Source organism: Nostoc sp. KVJ20 (assembly GCF_001712795.1).
Classification (GTDB): Bacteria; Cyanobacteriota; Cyanobacteriia; order Cyanobacteriales; family Nostocaceae; genus Nostoc.
Genome location: NZ_KV757605.1, coordinates 96134 through 116503 on the forward strand (window position 1 = coordinate 96134; position 20370 = coordinate 116503).

Annotated in this window: 14 protein-coding genes and 1 riboswitch; of the genes, 5 read left to right on the forward strand and 9 right to left on the reverse strand. The window is 43.5% G+C overall.

From position 1 onward, the window contains the following. Positions 1 to 31: 31 nt before the first annotated feature. The 5 genes from A4S05_RS13010 to hoxE form a co-directional block, all read right to left on the reverse strand. The gene (locus A4S05_RS13010; RefSeq protein WP_069070246.1) at positions 32 to 577 is read right to left on the reverse strand and encodes an NADH-quinone oxidoreductase subunit B family protein; all 546 of its coding nucleotides are present in this window, start codon (positions 575 to 577) and stop codon (positions 32 to 34) included. 170 nt (positions 578 to 747) lie between these two features. Further along, positions 748 to 1272: a DUF3122 domain-containing protein gene (locus A4S05_RS13015; RefSeq protein WP_069070247.1), complete on the reverse strand. Its 525-nt coding sequence runs from the start codon at positions 1270 to 1272 to the stop codon at positions 748 to 750. Between the two features lie 51 nt (positions 1273 to 1323). Beyond that, complete coding sequence (gene hoxU, locus A4S05_RS13020) at positions 1324 to 2052, reverse strand: bidirectional hydrogenase complex protein HoxU (RefSeq protein WP_069070248.1); 729 nt, start codon at positions 2050 to 2052, stop codon at positions 1324 to 1326. 110 nt (positions 2053 to 2162) lie between these two features. Then, positions 2163 to 3827, reverse strand: a complete 1665-nt coding sequence (locus tag A4S05_RS13025) for a NuoF family protein (protein ID WP_069070249.1) — start codon at positions 3825 to 3827, stop codon at positions 2163 to 2165. Continuing rightward, the gene (gene hoxE / locus A4S05_RS13030) at positions 3814 to 4347 is read right to left on the reverse strand and encodes a bidirectional hydrogenase complex protein HoxE (RefSeq protein WP_069070250.1); all 534 of its coding nucleotides are present in this window, start codon (positions 4345 to 4347) and stop codon (positions 3814 to 3816) included. Before hoxE ends, A4S05_RS13025 begins: the two co-directional genes overlap by 14 nt. 467 nt (positions 4348 to 4814) lie before the next feature. On the opposite strand from hoxE, the gene A4S05_RS13035 reads away from it, so the two are divergent. Continuing rightward, positions 4815 to 5897: an ATP-dependent 6-phosphofructokinase gene (locus A4S05_RS13035; RefSeq protein WP_069070251.1), complete on the forward strand. Its 1083-nt coding sequence runs from the start codon at positions 4815 to 4817 to the stop codon at positions 5895 to 5897. Between the two features lie 422 nt (positions 5898 to 6319). Here A4S05_RS13035 and A4S05_RS13040 read toward each other — a convergent pair whose 3' ends face one another. Beyond that, positions 6320 to 6595, reverse strand: coding sequence for a ubiquitin-like small modifier protein 1 (locus tag A4S05_RS13040; protein WP_069070252.1), 276 nt, complete (start codon positions 6593 to 6595; stop codon positions 6320 to 6322). A 95-nt stretch (positions 6596 to 6690) separates the two neighbouring features. Then, positions 6691 to 8001 (reverse strand): threonine synthase, encoded by a 1311-nt coding sequence (gene thrC / locus A4S05_RS13045; protein WP_069070253.1) that lies wholly within the window; start codon positions 7999 to 8001, stop codon positions 6691 to 6693. An 831-nt stretch (positions 8002 to 8832) separates the two neighbouring features. Here thrC and A4S05_RS13050 point away from each other — a divergent pair. From A4S05_RS13050 to A4S05_RS13065, 4 genes are all read left to right on the forward strand, one after another. Beyond that, positions 8833 to 11385 (forward strand): DUF7925 domain-containing protein, encoded by a 2553-nt coding sequence (locus A4S05_RS13050; protein ID WP_069070254.1) that lies wholly within the window; start codon positions 8833 to 8835, stop codon positions 11383 to 11385. Positions 11386 to 11612: 227 nt separating this feature from the next. After that, positions 11613 to 12176: a DUF11 domain-containing protein gene (locus A4S05_RS13055; RefSeq protein WP_069070255.1), complete on the forward strand. Its 564-nt coding sequence runs from the start codon at positions 11613 to 11615 to the stop codon at positions 12174 to 12176. Between the two features lie 135 nt (positions 12177 to 12311). Next, a complete protein-coding gene (locus A4S05_RS13060; RefSeq protein ID WP_069070256.1) occupies positions 12312 to 13862 on the forward strand; it encodes a DUF11 domain-containing protein in 1551 nt (516 codons plus the stop codon). Continuing rightward, entirely contained in the window at positions 13859 to 17743 is a 3885-nt protein-coding gene (locus A4S05_RS13065; RefSeq protein ID WP_069070257.1) for a hypothetical protein, read from the forward strand. Before A4S05_RS13060 ends, A4S05_RS13065 begins: the two co-directional genes overlap by 4 nt. 291 nt (positions 17744 to 18034) lie before the next feature. Here the strand turns inward: A4S05_RS13065 and A4S05_RS13070 are convergent, their stop codons facing one another. Continuing rightward, positions 18035 to 18232 (reverse strand): hypothetical protein, encoded by a 198-nt coding sequence (locus A4S05_RS13070; protein ID WP_069070258.1) that lies wholly within the window; start codon positions 18230 to 18232, stop codon positions 18035 to 18037. Between the two features lie 101 nt (positions 18233 to 18333). Next, positions 18334 to 19605 (reverse strand): glycosyltransferase, encoded by a 1272-nt coding sequence (locus A4S05_RS13075; protein WP_069070259.1) that lies wholly within the window; start codon positions 19603 to 19605, stop codon positions 18334 to 18336. A 160-nt stretch (positions 19606 to 19765) separates the two neighbouring features. Then, positions 19766 to 19999: riboswitch (cyclic di-AMP (ydaO/yuaA leader) on the reverse strand. Positions 20000 to 20370: the final 371 nt, after the last annotated feature.

The window sequence follows — 20370 nt, forward strand, 5'->3', positions numbered from 1 at the left end:
CTTAGATAAAGAATTTGAGTAACTTGTGAAGTTAACCAAACTTGATAAACTCACGTCCTGCTAATTGTGGTTTTTCTCCCCTTAAAAGTGGCTCTAACACTGCTTTAATCCGAGTTGCATCAGGTGGACAACCTGGCAAATAAATATCAACTGGAACTACTGTATGCACTGGTATTACCCGATCTAGTAGGGTTGGTACAATACCAGGCTCATGAGGAATTGTGGCGTGAATATCCACAGCTTCGATGTAACAACGCTGAAGAACAGGTTCGGCACTACCTAAAGGATTACGTAAAGCAGTAACATTACCAGTGACAGCACAATCGCCAAAGGAGACAAGAATGTGCGATCGCTCTCTCACCTTCCGAATCGTTTCCAAGTGATCTTCATTGGCTACTGCACCTTCAACTAACACCACATCTACCCCTTGAGGATATTCTTTGGTATCAGCGAAGGGACTATAAACTAAATCTACCTGTCCTGCTAAATCAATCAGCCATTCATCCAAATCGAGAAAAGACATGTGACAACCAGAACAGCCGCCTAGCCAAACCGTTGCTAATTTTAAACGAGCCATTTTCTTTTTTTTGAGGGTGATATAGGACTCATATTTGATTTTTGAACAAAACTCAGTACACCTTTATTCCTTCTTCCCAGTCCCCAGTCCCTAATCCCCAGTCCCTTACCTCTACGAGTGATTCAGAAATCAAATCGGATTGCTATAGAGATGAAATTTGACCTTATAACTCAAGACTTTAGTGCAACTTCTTGCCATTCCTGCACGATATATTGAGGTATTGAAAGATTAATGAAGTTTTGTCTATCTACAGGTATGCCAATTAACAAATTTTCAGTTGGTAATTGAGGCAAAACATTCTTGAAGTCATACTGACCGATAGTTGGTGCTGGTGCTTCATCTAGGAAAATATCAGGAGCAGTAAATACTTTACCTGTATCACTAGTAATTTTCAGAGGTAAGGGATGGGCTAGTTCCTGAGAACCAGGAAATCCCACCAACCGGAGACTTATTGACGATATTTTATTGCTATTAGAATGAACTCGCTTAAACAAGACAACCTGCCAATAATTTCCTAATTCATCATTTAATTTTTGCTGTGAGCGATAAACGATTTCTCCTGGCGCATCGTCTAATTGAATAACAGTAGCAATCACCTGTTGAGATGTGAATGTTGCTAAACCCAGGTATATATATATTGTTAATATTGCTAGCAATAGGAGCCACCAAAAAAATTTTAAGAGACGGCGTAACATTAGATTTACCTCGTTGTGCAAATTCATGATTGGTAGCTAAACAAGCCATTGCTACTTCTGGCGTGCTGTGACTAGGAAATCAAGTTTGGTGCGATGTCTTGCGACAAGCCACTTTGTGTCTACGCGTTTCATTTCTCCGACGCTTGAGCCTTTGTTAAAAAGCGCACCTGTAGGGCAAGCATTAACGCATTTCCCACAGGAAGTACAAGTATCTGAAGTTCCCCAAGGCTGATTCAAATCAGTGATTACATGAGAGTTTGTCCCCCTACCCGCCATATCCCAAGTGTGCGCTCCTTCAATTTCGTCACAAACACGGATGCAACGAGTGCAAAGAACACAACGGTTATGGTCAACACCGAAGCGATCGTGAGAAACATCGACTTTGCGATCGGGGAAATGGTAATCCAAACGCACATGATCCATACCCATCTCAATGGCCAAGTCTTGCAATTCGCAATTACCATTAGCTACGCAAACCGAGCAAATGTGATTGCCTTCAGCAAATAGCATTTCTATGATTGTGCGACGATATTTTTGCAAGCGATCGCTATTTGTCTCAACTTCCATACCCTCAGTAACTTTTGTCACACAAGCAGGTTGAAGTTTATTACTACCAGCAATTTCTACTAAACAAAGCCGACAAGCGCCAACATCTTCAACTCCTTCTAGATGACACAAAGTCGGAATATGAATTCCCGCATCCTGCGCCGCTTGGAGAATAGTCTCCTCCTCACGAGCGCTAATTAATTGTTCATTAATTGTTAAAGTTTTTACAACCATCTCTTATTGATTCCTGGTAACGCTAATGTACTTTCAAATTGCACATTTTTTCCAGTTATTGGTCTTTTATAAATACAAATGACAAATGACAAATGACAAATGACCAATGACTAATGACTAATCAAAGCCAAATACTCATCACGGAAGTAACGCAAGGTACTAAATACTGGATTGGGTGCAGATTGACCAAGACCACACAAGCTAGTATGTTTTACCATGTCACATAGTTCTTCCAGCAATTCCAAATCAGCAAAGGATGCCTTACCTTCACTAATCTTCGCCAACAATTTATATAACTGCACCGTCCCGACTCGACAGGGAATGCATTTACCACACGATTCGTCCATGCAAAATTCCATGAAGAAGCGGGCGACATCCACCATGTTGGTAGTTTCATCCATAACAATCATCCCACCGGAACCCATCATCGAACCCAGTTGAGTGAGTGATTCATAATCTACCGGACTATCAAAAGCTGCTGCTGGAATACATCCCCCAGAAGGGCCACCAGTTTGGACTGCTTTTACCACACCACCATCTGGTACGCCACCGCCCATTGCTTCCACAATTTGCCGCAGTGAAGTTCCCATCGGTACTTCTATTAAACCTGTGTTACGGATTTTGCCAGCTAGAGCGAAAACCTTTGTACCTTTGCTCTTTTGAGTGCCAATATTAGCAAACCATTCAGCACCTTTGCGAATAATGGGTGCAATATTGGCGTAAGTTTCAACGTTATTAATTAAGGTTGGATAGCCCCATAAACCAGACTCAGCAGGATAAGGCGGACGGGGATGAGGAGTACCGCGTTTACCTTCAATAGAAGCCATTAAAGCGGTTTCTTCACCACAGACATAAGCACCAGCACCGATACGAATATCAATTTTAAAATCAAAGTGAGAGTCGAAAACTTGCGTGCCTAGAATGCCAAGGCGTTGTGCTTGACGAATGGCAATTTGCAGACGATTAATGGCAATAGGATATTCTGCCCGAATGTAAATGTAGCCTTGGTTTGCGCCGATAGAGTATGCTGCGATCGCCATTCCTTCCAAAACGCGATGAGGATCACTTTCTAGTACACTACGATCCATAAACGCCCCTGGATCTCCCTCATCAGCATTGCAGATTACAAATTTGCGATCGCTTTGCTCGCCGTAGGCATCACTTTTTGCTTTGGCAACTGTTGCCCATTTCAAACCTGTAGGATAACCAGCACCACCACGTCCCCGTAAACCGCTGCGGGTAACAGTATCTACTACTTCGCTAGGAGTCATCTCCCGCAAGACATGGTAAAGCGCTTGATAACCGTTGGCAGCAATATAAGATTGAATGCGTTCTGGATCGACTTTGCCACTGTTTTCTAAAACAATTGGCATCTGGGATGTAAAAAATGGATGTGTTAAATCACCCTGTTGGACTGTTGTCTCTCCTCCATTGATAGCGGTGATAATTGATGGTGCATGATCAGGTGTGACTTTCTCATACAATTTGCTATGTGGAGATTGCCTAGAGTCCTCCCCAGTCCCCAGTACCCAATCCCCAGTCCCCAGTTTCTCCACCTGTACTAATGGCCCTTGACAGCATAAACGCATACAGCCAACGCCACGAACTTCTACTTTTTCTGTCAAATTCTCTGCTGTTACAGCCTCTTCTAGACGCTGTTTGACGACTTGGGAATTCGCAGACAGACAACCAGCGGCAACACAACAGCGAATTTGCACAAGTTTCTCTGAAGCACGTTCTTTTTGGGCAATTTCAATTAATTCAGGTAGATCCATCTTGCAACCATCCTTTGATGCAATCAAGGACTGATTCAGCAGTTTGATTGCCTAAAACAGTGCCATCAAATACTACAGCAGGTGCAATTCCACAAGCACCCAAACATCTTGCTGTTAGCAGTGAAATTTGACCATCTGCTGAAGTTTCACCAGCGTGAATGTGGACAGATTTTTCTAAATTTGTCAGGATAGCTGGAGCGCCTTTGACGTAACAAGCTGTACCTGTACACACTACACAGATATGTACACCACTAGGAGCAAGTGAAAACAAATGGTAGAACGTAGCAACGCCATAAACTCGGCTAGGTGGCAGTTTGAGACTATGAGCAACGTAAATTAATACATCGTTTTCTAAATAGCCAAAAAGTTCTTGCGCTTTATGCAATATCTCAATGAGTGCATCCTGTTGATACTGATAGCGTTTTATAGTTGCATCCAGCATCTTAAAGCGCTGATCACTGTGAGTTGCTGAGGGTGTTTTTGCCGTGTTGTTAATTTTAACAGCAAATGCTGAATTCATGGTTTGAGCCTCTTGTCTCTTCAGGATGTTCCGAGTCTCACAGTTAAGATGATAGAAGAACAATTTGAGAAACTTGTGATGACAGTTAAGTGAATTTTCGGCGTTGTTGGATGAAGGTACAATTAATCACACTCCAGACACAGAGGGAAGATTATATTTCGGGAGTAATATCTAAATTTCCGCTTAGTTATCAATCTTAATAGCTGATAACTAATGATGCATAATACCTAAGTTAGATCCTCACAACTTCCTCAGCTTTTTAGATTAACTTCAACATACAGCCGAAACAGGGTTAAAAAGTGAGACAGAGGGCAGTATTCTTTATCGAGGATGTTGGAGGCAGAGGGCAGGAGGCAGGAGGAAAACTGCCCGACGCTCGCGGACTCGCTAACGCTGCGCTATCCTGCCTCCTTCAATCCTCCTACCCTCTGCCTCCTTCCTTTGTTTCTTGTTGAGGAGTCATGACCATGCAAAAACGACTTGGCATTCTTACCAGTGGTGGCGACTGTCCTGGACTCAATGCTGTAATTCGGGCAGTTGTAAACCACGCTACTCTTACATATAACTGGCAGGTAGTGGGTATTCCTTATGCGACTAGAGGGCTTTTAGAGAAAAAGGCAATTCCTCTGAGCATACATGGTCTAGACCTACGTGGTATTGACCCCTTGTTAAATATGGGAGGCACAATTCTGGGTAGCATTAACAAAGGAGATACTCTGGCTCATGTTGACGAGATTGTTGCAGGCTATCATGCTTTAGAACTAGCTGCCTTGATTGGTATTGGTGGAGATGGCAGTTTAGCAATTCTCAACGAACTGCAAAGCAAAGGGAACTGGCAGTTCATCGCCATTCCGAAAACAATTGATAATGATGTAGGCAAGACGGAAAGAGTAGTTGGGTTTGATACTGCGGTCAACACAATTGTTGATGCTCTAAATCGTTTGACATTTACGGCTGCTAGTCACGATCGCGTGATGATTGTCGAAGTTATGGGACGGAAAGCAGGTCACTTAGCACTGCACTCTGGCATTGCAGGTGGTGCGGATGTGATTTTGATTCCCGAAATTCCCTACACAATTAAAGGTGTGTGCGAACATTTGGCAGAATTACGCGATCGCTGGGGACGCAGATTTGCAATTGTAGTCGTAGCGGAAGGCGTTCAAATAGCAGCCGATTCATCTAACTATTCATCATGCCAAAAGCCATCCTGTGGTATGGGTCAATATATTGCCGATGAAATTCGCCGTTGCAGTAACGATCAAATTGATATTCGGGTTTCTGTTTTAGGACATATCCAACGAGGTGGTATTCCTTCAGCTTTAGACCGTTTGGTAGCCACTGCTTTTGGTAAAGCTGCGGTAGATTTATTAGCCGATGGACAATCTGCACAGATGGTAGCTTGGCAAAATGGACAAGTTGTAGCAGTTCCTTTAGAGGAAGTCTTGGCTTTTAGTCCGTGTCTTGTAGATCCCAATAATTTCTTAGTGCAAACGGCGCGATCGCTCAGTACTTATATTGGTAACATTACTCCAGCGATCGTCAAAACATAATTTACAGCTATTTTCAGGTAACCCAACCGAATATTTGCAGTACTTAGTGCCATTCGGTAAAGGTCAAAGGGAAAGGGTTAAACCTGGATTCTGCTGGTGCGATCGCAAAAACTCAACGGACATCATTATTTGCCCTTGAGTAAGGTAAGCGGAGCCTCTTAATAGGCATTCCCAGTCGTCGGAGACTGGGAACGAGGTCATGCTTCTACTTTATCGAAGGAGGCAGGAGGAAAACTGCCCGACGCTCCTTTCCTGAGCTACCGCTGCGCTATCTGTAACAGCCCGCGACCATAGATAGGGTCTTGGGTTTAAGACAAGAACTCCAAAAATTCTAGTTTTGTGGCTCTTTTTCAGGAGGGTTTTGAATCCTATAAGCGAAAAAACCTCCTGCCTCCTGCCTCCTTCAATGAGTCTTCTCTGTATTAACCACCTGCAACAGCTGGGACAATACTTACTTCATCACCATCTTTAAGAGTTGTGTTTATACCATCTAAATGACGGATATCTTCGCTATCGACGTAAAAATTTACAAACCGACGTAGTTTACCTTCTTCATCGCATAAGCGCGATTTAATTCCAGGAAAGCTTTTTTCTAAGGATTCCAACAATTCTGCAATGGTGCTACCACTGGATTCTAGAGTAGCTTGATTATTGGTAAAACTTTGAAGAGTCGTAGGAACTAAAACTTTTACAGCCATAGAAGTAAAAAGTGAGGAATTAAGAGTGAGGAGTTAGGAATAAAGTTAAGAGTAAAGAGTTATGAATAAAAAAACTCATAACTCATAACTCCTAACTAAACGAGGACTTGTTGCCATTCCAAGCGATCAAGAGTACGCGATCGCTCTAGCGCACGTTCAAAACTATCGAGTTTGGCGTCAATAGTCAAGGGTTCACCAACGTAGCCTTGGATTGCTTCTTGGGTTTTCAGACCATTGCCTGTGATGTAAATCACGGTTGTTTCATCTGGATCAATCTTGCCAGCTTCTACCAGTTTTTTCAGCACGGCCACAGTTGTACCACCAGCTGTTTCTGTGAAGATGCCTTCGGTTTCTGCCAGCAGTTTGATGCCATCAATAATTTCTGCATCATTAACTGATTCAATGTTACCACCAGTCTTTTGAGCTAACTCTACAGCATAAATGCCGTCTGCTGGGTTGCCGATCGCCAGCGATTTAGCAATTGTATTCGGTTTTACTGGCTTAATAAAGTCGCGTCCTTCTTTAAAGGCTTGGGCGATGGGTGAACAACCTTCAGCTTGAGCGCCACTGAAACGAACGCTCTTGTTTTCTACTAAACCAACTTCTACAAATTCTTGGAAACCCTTATAAATTTTGGTAAATAGTGAACCAGATGCCAAGGGAGCAACAACATGATCCGGTAGTTCCCAGCCTAGTTGTTCCGCAACTTCAAAACCTAACGTCTTGGAACCTTCAGAGTAATAAGGACGTAGATTAATATTGACAAAACCCCATCCATGTGTATTAGCAACTTCTGAACAGAGGCGATTTACCTGATCGTAGTTGCCCTTAACTGCCATCAGGGTGGGACTGTAAATCAAGCTACCGAGAATTTTACCGGCTTCTAAATCTGCGGGGATGAACACACAACAGTCTAAACCGGCGTGAGATGCGATCGCAGCTGTAGAATTTGCCAAGTTACCAGTGCTAGCGCAAGAAACAGTAGTAAAGCCCAACTCTCGCGCCCTCGATAGAGCAACTGATACCACCCGATCCTTAAAGCTCAGGGTGGGCATATTCACGGCATCATTTTTTATATAAAGCTTATTTAGACCCAGGCGACGGGCAAGACGATGGGAACGAACCAAGGGAGTCATACCCGTTCCCACATCTATAACATTGTCAGTTGCGACAGGCAAAAAGGGACGGTAGCGCCAAATGGAGTTGGGCCCAGCTTGAATTGTTTCACGAGTGACAGTCAGACGTAGGGCGCTGTAGTCATACTTGACCTCTAACGGCCCAAAACATAACTCACAAACATTGCTGGCTTTGAGTTCATATTCGGCACCACATTCTTTACACTTTAAGGCTTGAAAGTAGGCAGTGCTGCTTTGGGTTTGGGTTTGGGTTTTGATTGCCTGAGTCATAAACTAGCTTTCCCTGTTTGTCTGTCGGCTGTCGCCTGATAGTAACACGAGTAAAAATACCAGTCAAACATACCCGACAAATTTTGTCGGGTATGTTTAGTATTGAAAGGAATGATTATTGTAAAACTTTAACATCAGTAATCCCTACATTTAGTATTTACACTTATGCGTCGAATGTTATAAAAAAAGAAAACAGCTTAAACTACTCAGCATTAACACTGCTAAATAATATGATTAAATTGCATTTTGGTTATGATGAATTTGCATTTATTTAAATTACTATCTCATTTAAGTAATCTAGATCAACTAGTTAACTTTCAATTTTTTTATCTAAACGACTCTATTGAGCAGTATGTCTTTCTGATGAAAAAGACGCAAAAGTGTTTTCAGATATAAGTTTTAGTGTTTTTAGCACCTGAGTTAAACCACTAAAATTTCTATGTGTGTTGCCAAAATAAAGTTACCTTTTCAACTTTGATGCACTCATTAATAGCTAGACAAGTTACTTATTTATACGGAAGATTTTTTGAGCTTTAAAAGCTACATTGCTATTTACATGAACAACTTAGCAAAATACAGTAATAAATTACACATATTTGCGATTGCCAGCCTTGAGTCTCAAGGGTAAGCATAAAACAAGTAGACAAGTTATTTCTGGTTATTGCCTCAATATAATTTTCAAGGAGTGTCAATCATTTCACTCCTTAAATATGCATTCCCGAAACGTTGAAGTTTTGGGCAGCTATATTCGGTAATTCTTTAAGGAATTGCCGAACTTTATCCTGTCTCAAAATCCAAGATACAAGTTCAGCAAACAAACAAACTACTTTTATGGTAAACCGAAACAAATCTGTCAACAAGCAGCGTAAGCCTTACCAATCTCTAGTAGCAACAGCATTATTAACTGGTAGCCTTTTCCAATTTATTGCACCTGTACTAGCTGACGGTACAGCTGCTGGTCAATCCATCAGCAACACAGCAACTGCTACCTACGAAGATCCTAACAATCCAGGAACTCCTATTAATACAACTTCTAACACCGTCACTGTTACAGTGGCAGAAGTTGCTGGTATCACAGTTGAATCTACTGGTGTAGTAGATAGTAACGGTGGCAACGTCGAAGTTAATGATTCATTAATCTTCAATTACACTATCACTAACGTTGGTAACGACCCCACCGGCTTCCGTATACCCAACTTAGCCACAACAACGGGGCCAGCTACAGTATCAGGAACCTTACCAAACGGTGGCACACCCAATAACCTGCAATACAGTATTGACAATGGTGTAACCTGGACTAACATCACAGCTGATGTGGTTGTACCAAACATTCCTGTAGGTGGTCAAGTTTTAGTCAGAGTACCAGTTACCGTCCAACCAGGCGCTCAAAACGGTGACACAATTACTGTTAGGCTTGGTAATACTCCTGCCAACGCTCAAAACGTCTTGCGGAATCCTGATGGTGGTGACGTTTACACTGTAGATAACGCTGACGGTAGCCTCATCAATGAAGTAGCTGGCGCTCCAGTTAACGGTACTAGGGAAGCTAGTGATACATCTACCGATGTGAGAATTGGTGGAGTTGTTCAAAGCTATTCTTTAGCTACTGTTCTTAAGACACGCACTGCTTACAACAACAATAATACAGCCAACTCAATTACAGATGACACCTTAACTTATGGGTTGAGTTTGCGAGTTGAAGGTAATGATCCTACAGGACGGGGAATTACCCCCGCCGCATTGGAAGGTAGAAACATCAACCTTGACGGTTCAACTGTTCCACGCATCTTAGTTTCAGATGCCATTCCCACAGGTACAGATTTAGTTTCAGTCACTCCGCCTGCTGGGTGGATAGCAGTCTACACCACATCTCCAATTGGTACTAATGCCAATGACGCAGCATGGACAACAACAGTACCAACTAACCTTGCTACAGTTACGCGCGTTGGTTTTGTCAATAATCCTGCTACCGTTACATCAGTTGCACCTAATCAAACAGTTACTGGTTTCTTCATTCAATTAACAGTAGAATCTGGTGCAACATCACCCTTAATTGTTGCTAACATCGCTCAATTGTTTGGTCAAACCCCTGGCAATACCTTCCCTGTATACGATGAATCTGGTGATCAAAATCCCAGTAACTTCGGTGGACAAGTGGGTAACATGACACCATTTCCAGGTACAGATATTAATAATGATGGTATCCCAGAGACTTTGGTTGTTGATGATGGTTTTATTAACAACCCAGGTACTCCAGAAACAGGAGTTGATGGCAACAACGATAACACTGGTGTTGGTGATGGTGGTGAAGCTAACATCTTTACGGTGGAAGTTGCTGTAGCTTCAGCAATTCTCAATGGCCCAATTAATGCGCCCAATGCCATCGGCCCATCTGGTGGAACCAATGATGACTTTACTAACAAATCTTCTCTAGTCCCAGCAGGTACAGTACCGGGAACCAGGCTTAACCCACAACCAGTAGGCTTTACAAACACCATCAGAAATAGTGGTGCTAATGCTAGTAATTATTCTCTAGTACCTATACCACCTGCAAGTAATACACCTGCGGGAAATAATGCAGACTTACCCACAGGTACGTTAGTCACCATTACCTACGGTTCTGAATCTAGATCCTATGTTTGGAATGGCACGAATTTTCTCTTTGATATAGATCGTGATCCTGCTACGGCGGGTGATCAATCAGCTATTGATGCCATAACTGAATACATTACCATTCCTAACGTGGCTGCTGGCACTAATATCAACTACGGTGTGGAAATTGATTTACCTGCTAATACTCAGTTATCCACAGATATTGACAGAGGTTTCCCAGTGCCAATTACTGCCTTTGTGGATGATGCTACTGCTGGTTTAGGTGCAGAAACTGTTCGCAACACGACGATTGACCGTGTATATACTGGCTTCTTAAAACTGCGGAAACTGTCAAGAATCCTAGACCAAAATGGACAGCCAGTGGCAGGGGCTGATGGTCAACTCAGCGATACTCCTAAGAGTCCTGTACCTGGAAACATTATTGAGTATCAGATTCAGTACAGTAACATTTCTGAGCCACAATCTGGTAACGGTAACATCATCTTAAACGCCAGCAATGTGGTGATTAATGAAAATGGTGTCACACTTCCTAATAACTGGGCGTTAGACCAAGATAATAACGGCCAAATTGATACCAGCAACATCATTGGTTCAGCTACTGACCCCAACGGTAATATTCAATTCTTCAACGGTAATCCTGCTACTAACTCTGGTAGTGACCAGACTGGAACAACTGTAACTACAGATGTGACTAGATATGTCAATAGTGTCACCGGTCAGGTAGCCCCAGGTCAGCAGAGAACATTCAGCTTCCGACGTAAGGTTAACTAATTCGTTGGGATTGGGGACTCTGATGTTTGCAAACTCATTGGCGTGGTCACTGAGCTTTGTCGTTCGCGTAGCGTCTCGTAGAGAAAAGATTGCACGATCGCTGCAACCAGTTGACCTTATCCCCAATCCCTAAATAGGAAGTAAAGAGAGGAGTGACTCTTTCTTAGCAAAAGCAGGGAAAGATAAGTCAACAATCAACATTCTGGAAGTTTTTTGAGGTGATTTATATGCAGCGTGTTTCTCTTGCAGGTTTAGGAGCGATCGCACTCATTATTACAGTTCCATTTGTCGGTCAAATTCCGGGAATCGCAAATGTATGGCATTCAGGAAGTGCTGTTGCTCAGAATATCAAAACTCAAGGGCAAATTCAATTGCGTTTAGAAGCAGAAAAGCAAGTGGTGGCACAGGATCAGCAGGGTAAGCAAAGCCAGAAATGGGAACCTTTGAAAGGTCAAGTTGTGGTGCGACCAGGAGATGTGTTGCGATATACCTTGAGTGGCGAAAATAAGAGCGATCGCCCAGTTAAAAATCTAATTCTCAATCAACCGATTCCGAAAGGAATGGTCTACGTGCTGAATTCTACCAATGTCGCCAACAATGCCAAAGTCATTTACAGCATTGATGGCGGGCGTAGCTTTGTCGAAAATCCCACTGTTAAAGTTACTCTTCCTGGTGGGAAAGTGGAAACAAAACCAGCCCCAGCCATTGCCTACACCCACATCCGTTTACAGATTCCATCACTTGCAGCCAAGACAACAGTTAAGGCGACTTATCAAACCCAAGTGCGCTGATGGAGACGAAGGGAGACGAATTTCCTGACTCGATAAAGAAGCGTTTCTAGGCGAAACCTGGAAACGAGATTTGGCTTAACTGGATTTCCACAAATAAGTGCTTTTATTAACAACAAGCTTGACATTTCAGAGGAGATGTGTAGAGTGAGCCATCCTCAAAACCAAAAGCAAATTACTTCTAGCAGTAGATGGTGGCGACGGTTAACAGCTACTCTTCTTCTGGGAAGTTTTTTGCATACTACTATACCTATACCAGCGATCGCGCAACAGACTAACAATCTGGTTGCGTCTTTGCCATTAATAAACCAAGCTACTTATACTTATACAGATTCCAGCAGTAATTATCAATATCAAGGCAGTTCTAGTCAGATCAATGTTAGTCCTAGCCCATTAGTTGACCCATTAGGGCGGATTTTAGGTTGTGCTGGCACAATTTTACCTGACTATACAGGTTTTTCTGTTGGGGTATATGAACCTAACTCTAGTGATCCAACGGGGACAGAGTTGGGCAGTTTGGTTTCTCTGACTCGAACAGAGTTACCAGATATTCCTAATAACAACATTCCTGGTGGTAAATCGCCAAATATCGAGAATAGTAACCCTTACTTCGTGACGAATAACCCTGCGGGTGTCTACAATTTTTTACTTGATCCGAATAAGGGTCAAACTGATCCAGGTAGAACCTACATTTTTGTAGTTAATCCACCACCAAATTCTATCTACAAACAGCGGCGGGTCAAGATTGAAATCCTTGCTAGTAGTGGTACACAAGGTAATGGTATCGTCCGATATGTTGCTACTTCTCTAGATGGTCAACCAATTAGTCTCACAGGCGAAACCAGGGTAGAGCAAACAGTTGTTTTAGTTCCCAATGCAGAAGTTGTGGGACTGGACTTATTAGCCTTTGAATTTACCACAAATTTGTGTCAAGCCAATCAGTTACAGATTATCAAAACAGGCGATCGCGCTGCTGCTGAACCTGGAGATACCGTAATCTACCGCCTGTCGGTGAAAAATCTCGCTGATGCTGGTTTGAATAATATATTTGTCACCGACAATCTACCTTTAGGATTCAATTTCTTGCCGAAATCTGTGCGGGGAGAATTGGATGGTCAACCAGTCACTATCACCTCAGAACGCAATGGAAACACAGTGACATTCCGCACAGACGTAACGATTCCCACAGAGAAAGTTCTGAATATTGCTTACGCTGCTCAACTCACAGCCGATTCACTGCGTGGAAATGGTCGTAATAGTGCGATCGTTAATGGCCAACGAGCTGATAACAGTTTTAGCACCAAGGATGGGCCAGCAACCCACCAGTTGAATATTCGTCCAGGAATCGTTTCTGATTGTGGCACGATTATCGGTCGGGTGTTTGTTGATAAAAACTTTGATGGTGAACAACAGCGTGGTGAGCCTGGAGTACCAAATGCGGTGATTTTTCTAGAAGACGGGAACCGCATCACTACAGATCCGAATGGTTTGTTCTCCTTAGCTAATGCTTTACCTGGATACCACACAGGTGTATTAGACCTCAGCAGTGTACCCGGTTACGCCCTAGCTCGTAACGAAAAATTCCGCGAACGCAATAGCCAATCTCGCTTGGTGCATTTAGAACCGGGTGGCTTGGTACGTATGAACTTCGCTGTCACCCCCACATTTCAGGAGTCAGTGAAGAAATGAAACCCAGACTGCACTGTACAACTACATTTAACCTGAGATTGATGGGGGCGATGCCAGTAATGGCTCTCAGCCTTGTTTTATATCCTGCGATCGCCAAAGCTGAAATCACTAGCGAAAAACTACTTTTCCCCGATTCTCCTTCGCAGGTAGACAAGGGTGTAGAAGATCCTGACTTTTCAAGTTCTCAAAAGGGAGAGGCTTTGAATTCTCCCCATGTTTTGGGAAGTTCTGACAAGCAACTTTCACCCCTCGAACTTCCCTTAACTTCTTCAGCACCAGTTACTCATACTTCAATTCCAGATATCCAGCCAAGTGAAACGGAAATACAACCATTTCAACCACCAACTTCTGTTGATTTGCCCAGAGGCTTACGTAAAATAGCAGCACGCGAAGACACAGAAACACAGATTGAAGCTTCTCCAACAGAAATACAACCATTTCAACCAGCAACTTCTGTCGATTTGCCTAGAGGCTTACGCAAAATAGCAGGAGTAGAGGACACGGAGAAAACGGAAGGGGTGAATGAAAATCTTCCCGTTTCCCCCACTATCCCTATCTCTACAGCAATCAAAATTTTGACTCCGACGGCTGACAGTGTTGTAGATGTACAAGCTAGTACGGTAATTGTACAGTTCCCCGCTGGTAGTCAAGTGGAATTGCGGGTAAATGGGGCGTTGGTAGACCCTTCTTTAGTGGGACGGACGGAAACTGATGCCACTACTAACTTGGTAACGCAGACATGGTATGGTGTCTCGTTAAAAGAAGGTGCAAACACCATCTCTGCACAAGCTGTTGGCGGAACAGAACCTCCTGTAACAGTGCAAGTCGCAGTTCGGGGAGCGCCACAAAAACTAACTTTAGAAACAGTTGAGTCCCGTATCCCAGCAGATGGACGTTCTACGGCGACAATTCGGGGTCAATTCATCGATGCAAGTGGTAATCGCTCTAACCATGATGCTGTTGTCACTTTGATCCCTACTGCTGGGGAGTTGGTTGGGAAAGACTTCAAACCCGATGAACCGGGATTTCAAGTGGAGGCGAAAGCTGGGCAATTTACAGCGATTTTGCGATCGCAGCTAAAAGCGCAAACTGTGACAATTCGTGCGATCGCTAATGATTTAGAAGCCTTTACTCAACTGCAATTTGAAACGTCACTACGTCCGAGTTTAGTGACAGGGGTCATAGATTTACGCTTGGGTGCTAGAGGTACAAATTATTACGGTAGTTTCCGTGATTTCCTCCCTCCAGATAAAGACAACAGAACACAATTAGATTTCAATTCCGCGATATTTGCCACTGGTGCGATCGGGGAATGGTTATTTACAGGTGCATACAACAGTTCTCGTAGCTTGAATGAAGATTGTAACTGCGATAATCGCCTGTTTAGAACTTACCAATTCAGTGAGCAAAACTATCCTGTCTACGGCGATAGCTCAAAAGTTGATGTAGTTGCGCCTTCTATTGACAGTGTATTTCTGCGTTTTGAGCGTTCAGCTCGTATCCCCGGCTCTGATCCAGATTATGGCATGTGGGGTGACTACAACACAGAAGAATTTGCGCGGCGATCGCAGCAATTTACTTCTATCACTCGTCAACTCCACGGTTTTAAAGCTAACTACAACTTAGGAAACCTACAAATTACAGGTTTCTATGGCAACAACTTAGAAGGGTTTCAAAGAGATACCATTGCTCCCGATGGTACTAGTGGTTATTACTTCCTCTCTCGCAGACTACTACAACCAGGTAGCGAAAATGTCTTTATCGAGTTAGAAGAACTCAATCGTCCTGGGACTGTATTAGAACGGAAACAGCTTAACCGAGGCCCAGACTATGAAATCGACTATGATCGCGGTACATTAATATTCCGCGAACCGATTCTTCGCACCGATATTGATCAAACTGGACAAGTGTTGGTACGTCGGATTATTGTTAGCTACCAATATGACGACCAAAACTCTGACGGCAATATTTATGCTGGTCGTTTGCAATATAACCTTTCCCGCAAACTTAACCAGGAAAGTTGGATAGGGGCAACTTATGTTCAAGAAAATCACGGAGTACGTGACTTTCAACTCTACGGTGCAGATGCGCTGATTGCTTTGGGTGACAAAGGGAAGTTAACCGCAGAATATGCCCATTCCACTAATGATTCTGATGTTGTGGGAAAAGTTAGTGGTGACGCCTACCGCTTGGAAGCTGAGGGAGAAATTGCCAATGGGATTCAAGGTCGTGCCTATTATCGCTTTGCTGATACCGGTTTTGCCAATAATGCCACTATCAGCTTTGTACCGGGACAAACCCGTTATGGAGCGCAGGTTACAACTAAACTAACTTCAAGTACCAACGTCAGGGTGCAATACGACCATGAAGACAATTTTGGGATTGCTCCCCAACCCCTAGACACCTTTGAAGAACTGTTTGCACCCCGTTATGAGTCCATACCTGGGAGCAAAGTTGATAATTCACTGACGACGATTTCCGCTGGGATTCAACAACGCTTAGGTAAAGCTATTCTGGATCTGGATTGGATTCATCGTAATCGGGAAGACCGTATCCCCGACAGCGCTCTGAATAGTAATTCTAATCAATTGCGATCGCGTTTTACAGTTCCCATTGCGAAAAACCTGACTTTCCAAGCCCAAAATGAACTCAGCTTATCTTCCCAAAAAGATACTGTTTACCCAGACCGGACTATTTTAGGGTTGAATTGGGCAGTACTTCCTGGTGTCAATGTCAGTTTGGCTCAACAGTTTTACACTGGCGGTCAATTTTCGGGTAATTCCATCACCAGCTTAAGTGTCAATGGTGAACACAAACTCGGTACTGATACCACCTTGACTGGTCGTTACTCAATTTTGGGTGGTGCAAATGAACTGACTACCCAAGGTGCAATTGGTCTAAATAACCGCTGGACTATTGCTCCGGGATTGCGGCTGAATTTAGCTTACGAACACGTATTTGGCAACTTCTTAGGACGAACTGCGGCAGGTCAACAATATGCCCAACCCTACGCCTTTGGTCAAGCAGCATCAGCGATCGGATTTGAGGGTGGCGATAGTTACAGCGTTGGGTTGGAATACAGTGATAATCCCCAGTTTCAAGCCAGCGCTCGTTACGAACATCGCTCCTCTTCTGGTGGTAGTAATACAGTAATTACCGCAGGTGCAGCGGGTAAAATTTCTCCGGCTCTGACGGCTTTGGTACGTTATCAACAAGCAAACTCTTCCAATCAGAAGCTTTCAGGATTGGGAGATACCGCTAATTTGAAGCTGGGTTTAGCCTACCGCGACCCCAATAGCGATAAATTTAATGCTTTGTTGCGTTATGAATATCGCCAAAATCCGACAATTATTCCTGAAACTATTTTGTTAGGTAGTGGTACGGGTTCCCAAGACCATACCTTTGCTTTAGAAGCTATTTATGCCCCTAACTGGCAATGGGAATTCTACGGTAAGTATGCTTTGCGTAACAGCACTTCTTATTTAGCCAACGATTTAGTTGGTACAAGTATGGTTAATCTGGGACAATTGCGAGCTACTTATCGTTTGGGATATAGCTGGGATTTAGTTGGTGAGGCTCGTTGGATTGGTCAATCTAACTACAGCGAGACGGGCTTTGTGGTAGAAACAGGCTACTACCTCACTCCTAATCTGCGCCTTTCTGCTGGATATGTTTTTGGTAAAGTTGATGACCGAGATTTTTCTGGAACACGTTCCGCAGGTGGCGCGTATTTGGGCTTCACGGTCAAGCTTGACGAATTGTTTGATGGTTTTGGACAGCAAAAACCTGTAGCACGTCAGCAACCAGAATCTACGGTGCAAACTCTGGTAGAGAAATTAAAAAATAGAATTCAGGAGTCAGGAGCCAGAATTCAGAATTGAATTCTGTGTGACTGGCGGATAGCGCAGCAGTAACAAGTTCGCGAACTCCTGCAAACAAGCAAGCTATGCATAGTGTAGAGAGCTTTCTGAATAAAGGGGTTCCTGAGAGGCTCCGCCTCTAGTGGCTTGACCAGAGGCAGAGCCTCTAGGAATTCGTTCCCAGCCCCCAGGCTGGGAACGAGGCAACATAGGACTTTGGGCTTATCTTAGTGCCATTTGGGTCTGAATCCCCTTCCAAGTTTTCCCAGTCCCCAGTCCCCAGTCCCCAGTCCCCAGTCCCCAGTCCCTTTTTCAAGCTTCCTTTGTCAGCATCCAAGCGGAGTAAGCATCCTCAAAAAATCTGCTTTGACGACGAGTTCCCTTATGCTTGCTGACTCTTACTTTCAGGGTAGTTGTGTAAACTCCATCCATTACCTGATGTCCATAACCACAAACTTGACCAACTTGCCCTGTTCTTTGATGCAAAGCATAATCTCCAATATTCAGCATAATTCTGATTCCCTAATTAACTAGGCTGAGTAGTTTGTTTTTGACTGTTTGTGCGCGATAAAATCACTTTGAGGATATTACCGCGCTCAAAACTGTAAAAATTAAGCTGCAATCCGGGGTCGGTTATTGGGTGCAGTTGGAGCCAGCAAACGACTGTATAGCTGAGTCAGTCGGAATGCCACACTATACCAACTAAAAGCAATTTCTGTCCGTTGCCTTGCTGCTTCACCTAACTGGTCTCGCCAAGCTGGGTTAATTAGAATGCGGTCTATGGAAGCAGCAAAAGCCACTTCATCTTTGGCGGGCGCTAGTAAACCTGTGACCTCTGGTACTACAGTAAACTGCAACCCACCGACATTACTAGCTACGACTGGAGTTTTACTCGCCATCGCCTCAATGGCAACTAAACCAAAAGGTTCGTAGTGACTGGGCACTACGCAGACATCAGCAGCCGCGTAGTAGAAGGGGAGGACGGTTTCATCTAGGCGACCGGCAAAGGTTGTACAATCTTCTAATCCGAGTTCAGTGACGATGCTGGCGATGCGATCGCGTTCAATTCCATCACTCTGACCTGGACGACTACCACCCCCAATCACTAGTTGGAGGTTAGCCTCACCCCTTAAACTCGACTTGCCAATGGCTCGTACTAAAGTTTCAATACCTTTGCGTCGGTCAAAACGACCAACATAGAGAACCATCTTGGCATCTGGTGCAATTCCCAACTTTTCCCGTGCAGCAGACCGCGGAATTTCCCCAAATTTATCAGTATCAGTACCACAGGGAATCATTTCAATGTTCCCTTTGCTGGAAACGAGTATCCGCATGTGTTTCTGTTCTTGTGGACTGGTCGCAACCACGCAGTCTACAGTTTCTAGACAGGCTTTTTCTATAGCTAGTCGCTGGGCTGCAATTACGGGAACATCACCAATACTTCTGTATTTAACCGCTCCTAAAGAGTGGTAAGTATGCACCTGAATCAGCGGTTGTTGCTTTTTCAATTCCATGCCAACCCAAGAAGACAACCAGTAATTGGTATGAATTAGGGAGTAATGGAACCCTTGGCGTTGCTGAAATCGCTGGAATTCTTCGATAAATTCAGGTAAATGGTTAAACAAGTTATCTCGCCCAATAAACTCAGCTGGGCCAGCGTTTAACCGAATAGTACGACAATTCAGACTATGTTGAGCGATCGCAGCTTGTTCAGGACTACTACGACGAGTGAACATATCCACTTGCCAACCTTGCTGGGCTAGGGCATAACCTACTTGACGCACATAGACATTTTGACCCCCAGCTTCTTCTTGACCGATTTCAACAGCCGGGTCGCCATCGACAGAAATTAGAGCAATGCGATGTTTCTTATTCTGGAACATAGCTGATTTTCACCTCAAGGCAAATAATCCTACCTCAGACGCCAGAAATCAAGATATTGTTATCCTCTCTCAAGGCCGAGGGCAGGCACAACGAACCACAAAGTTACCAGCCAAAGGACACTGACGAGAACAAGGCATTACTTGTAAGAATGCTTCTCGTTCAGTCTCTTCTCAATGCCGACGAAGTTAGCTGACGGGCTAGGACTGAGAGATGTCCTTCTTGAAAAAGTTATAAGTTGTAAGTTATGAATTATGAGTTATCTATTTAGTAACTTCTAACTCTTCATTCTTAACTCTAACTTTCTTCAAAATACGCCCCAAACTTGGTTCCTCCGCTCCGGTTTACCCTTACTCAAAAAATTTTTCAGGGAATATAGTGGATTAGGCAGACTGATTTATTTTTCTTCACAGTTTATAACGTGTCATCATCAACTATGTCAACAGTGTGAACAAAAAAAGTGTGCTGGGAATCACTTAAAAGCGCGTTGTGCCTAGCATTGGAGAATCAGGGCATAGGGGAAAATTTGAGTTTTTAAGATACTCTCAACAATAAACTTACTGATATTCAATGCTACATTTTATGGAATTTTTGGGAATGAAATACTCTTGAGAGTTTTAGTGTAAAAAAATCTGTAAGAGGATATTTGGAAAGTCAATAAATATACTCGAAACCTCTTTCTTTGCAGGAAAGAGGCTTGGAAACCCCCATTTCCTTATAGGGAAGGAGAGCAGAAGCGTTTCGAGAAATTTTATCTTAATAACGAT

Excerpts from the sequence above, each read along its gene's own strand:
- A4S05_RS13010 (WP_069070246.1), bottom strand. The coding sequence starts at position 577 with ATGGCTCGTTTAAAATTAGCAACGGTTTGGCTAGGCGGCTGTTCTGGT.
- A4S05_RS13015 (WP_069070247.1), bottom strand. The coding sequence starts at position 1,272 with ATGTTACGCCGTCTCTTAAAATTTTTTTGGTGGCTCCTATTGCTAGCA.
- hoxU (WP_069070248.1), bottom strand. The coding sequence starts at position 2,052 with ATGGTTGTAAAAACTTTAACAATTAATGAACAATTAATTAGCGCTCGT.
- A4S05_RS13025 (WP_069070249.1), bottom strand. The coding sequence starts at position 3,827 with ATGGATCTACCTGAATTAATTGAAATTGCCCAAAAAGAACGTGCTTCA.
- hoxE (WP_069070250.1), bottom strand. The coding sequence starts at position 4,347 with ATGAATTCAGCATTTGCTGTTAAAATTAACAACACGGCAAAAACACCC.
- A4S05_RS13035 (WP_069070251.1), top strand. The coding sequence starts at position 4,815 with ATGCAAAAACGACTTGGCATTCTTACCAGTGGTGGCGACTGTCCTGGA.
- A4S05_RS13040 (WP_069070252.1), bottom strand. The coding sequence starts at position 6,595 with ATGGCTGTAAAAGTTTTAGTTCCTACGACTCTTCAAAGTTTTACCAAT.
- thrC (WP_069070253.1), bottom strand. The coding sequence starts at position 8,001 with ATGACTCAGGCAATCAAAACCCAAACCCAAACCCAAAGCAGCACTGCC.
- A4S05_RS13050 (WP_069070254.1), top strand. The coding sequence starts at position 8,833 with ATGGTAAACCGAAACAAATCTGTCAACAAGCAGCGTAAGCCTTACCAA.
- A4S05_RS13055 (WP_069070255.1), top strand. The coding sequence starts at position 11,613 with ATGCAGCGTGTTTCTCTTGCAGGTTTAGGAGCGATCGCACTCATTATT.
- A4S05_RS13060 (WP_069070256.1), top strand. The coding sequence starts at position 12,312 with ATGTGTAGAGTGAGCCATCCTCAAAACCAAAAGCAAATTACTTCTAGC.
- A4S05_RS13065 (WP_069070257.1), top strand. The coding sequence starts at position 13,859 with ATGAAACCCAGACTGCACTGTACAACTACATTTAACCTGAGATTGATG.
- A4S05_RS13070 (WP_069070258.1), bottom strand. The coding sequence starts at position 18,232 with ATGCTGAATATTGGAGATTATGCTTTGCATCAAAGAACAGGGCAAGTT.
- A4S05_RS13075 (WP_069070259.1), bottom strand. The coding sequence starts at position 19,605 with ATGTTCCAGAATAAGAAACATCGCATTGCTCTAATTTCTGTCGATGGC.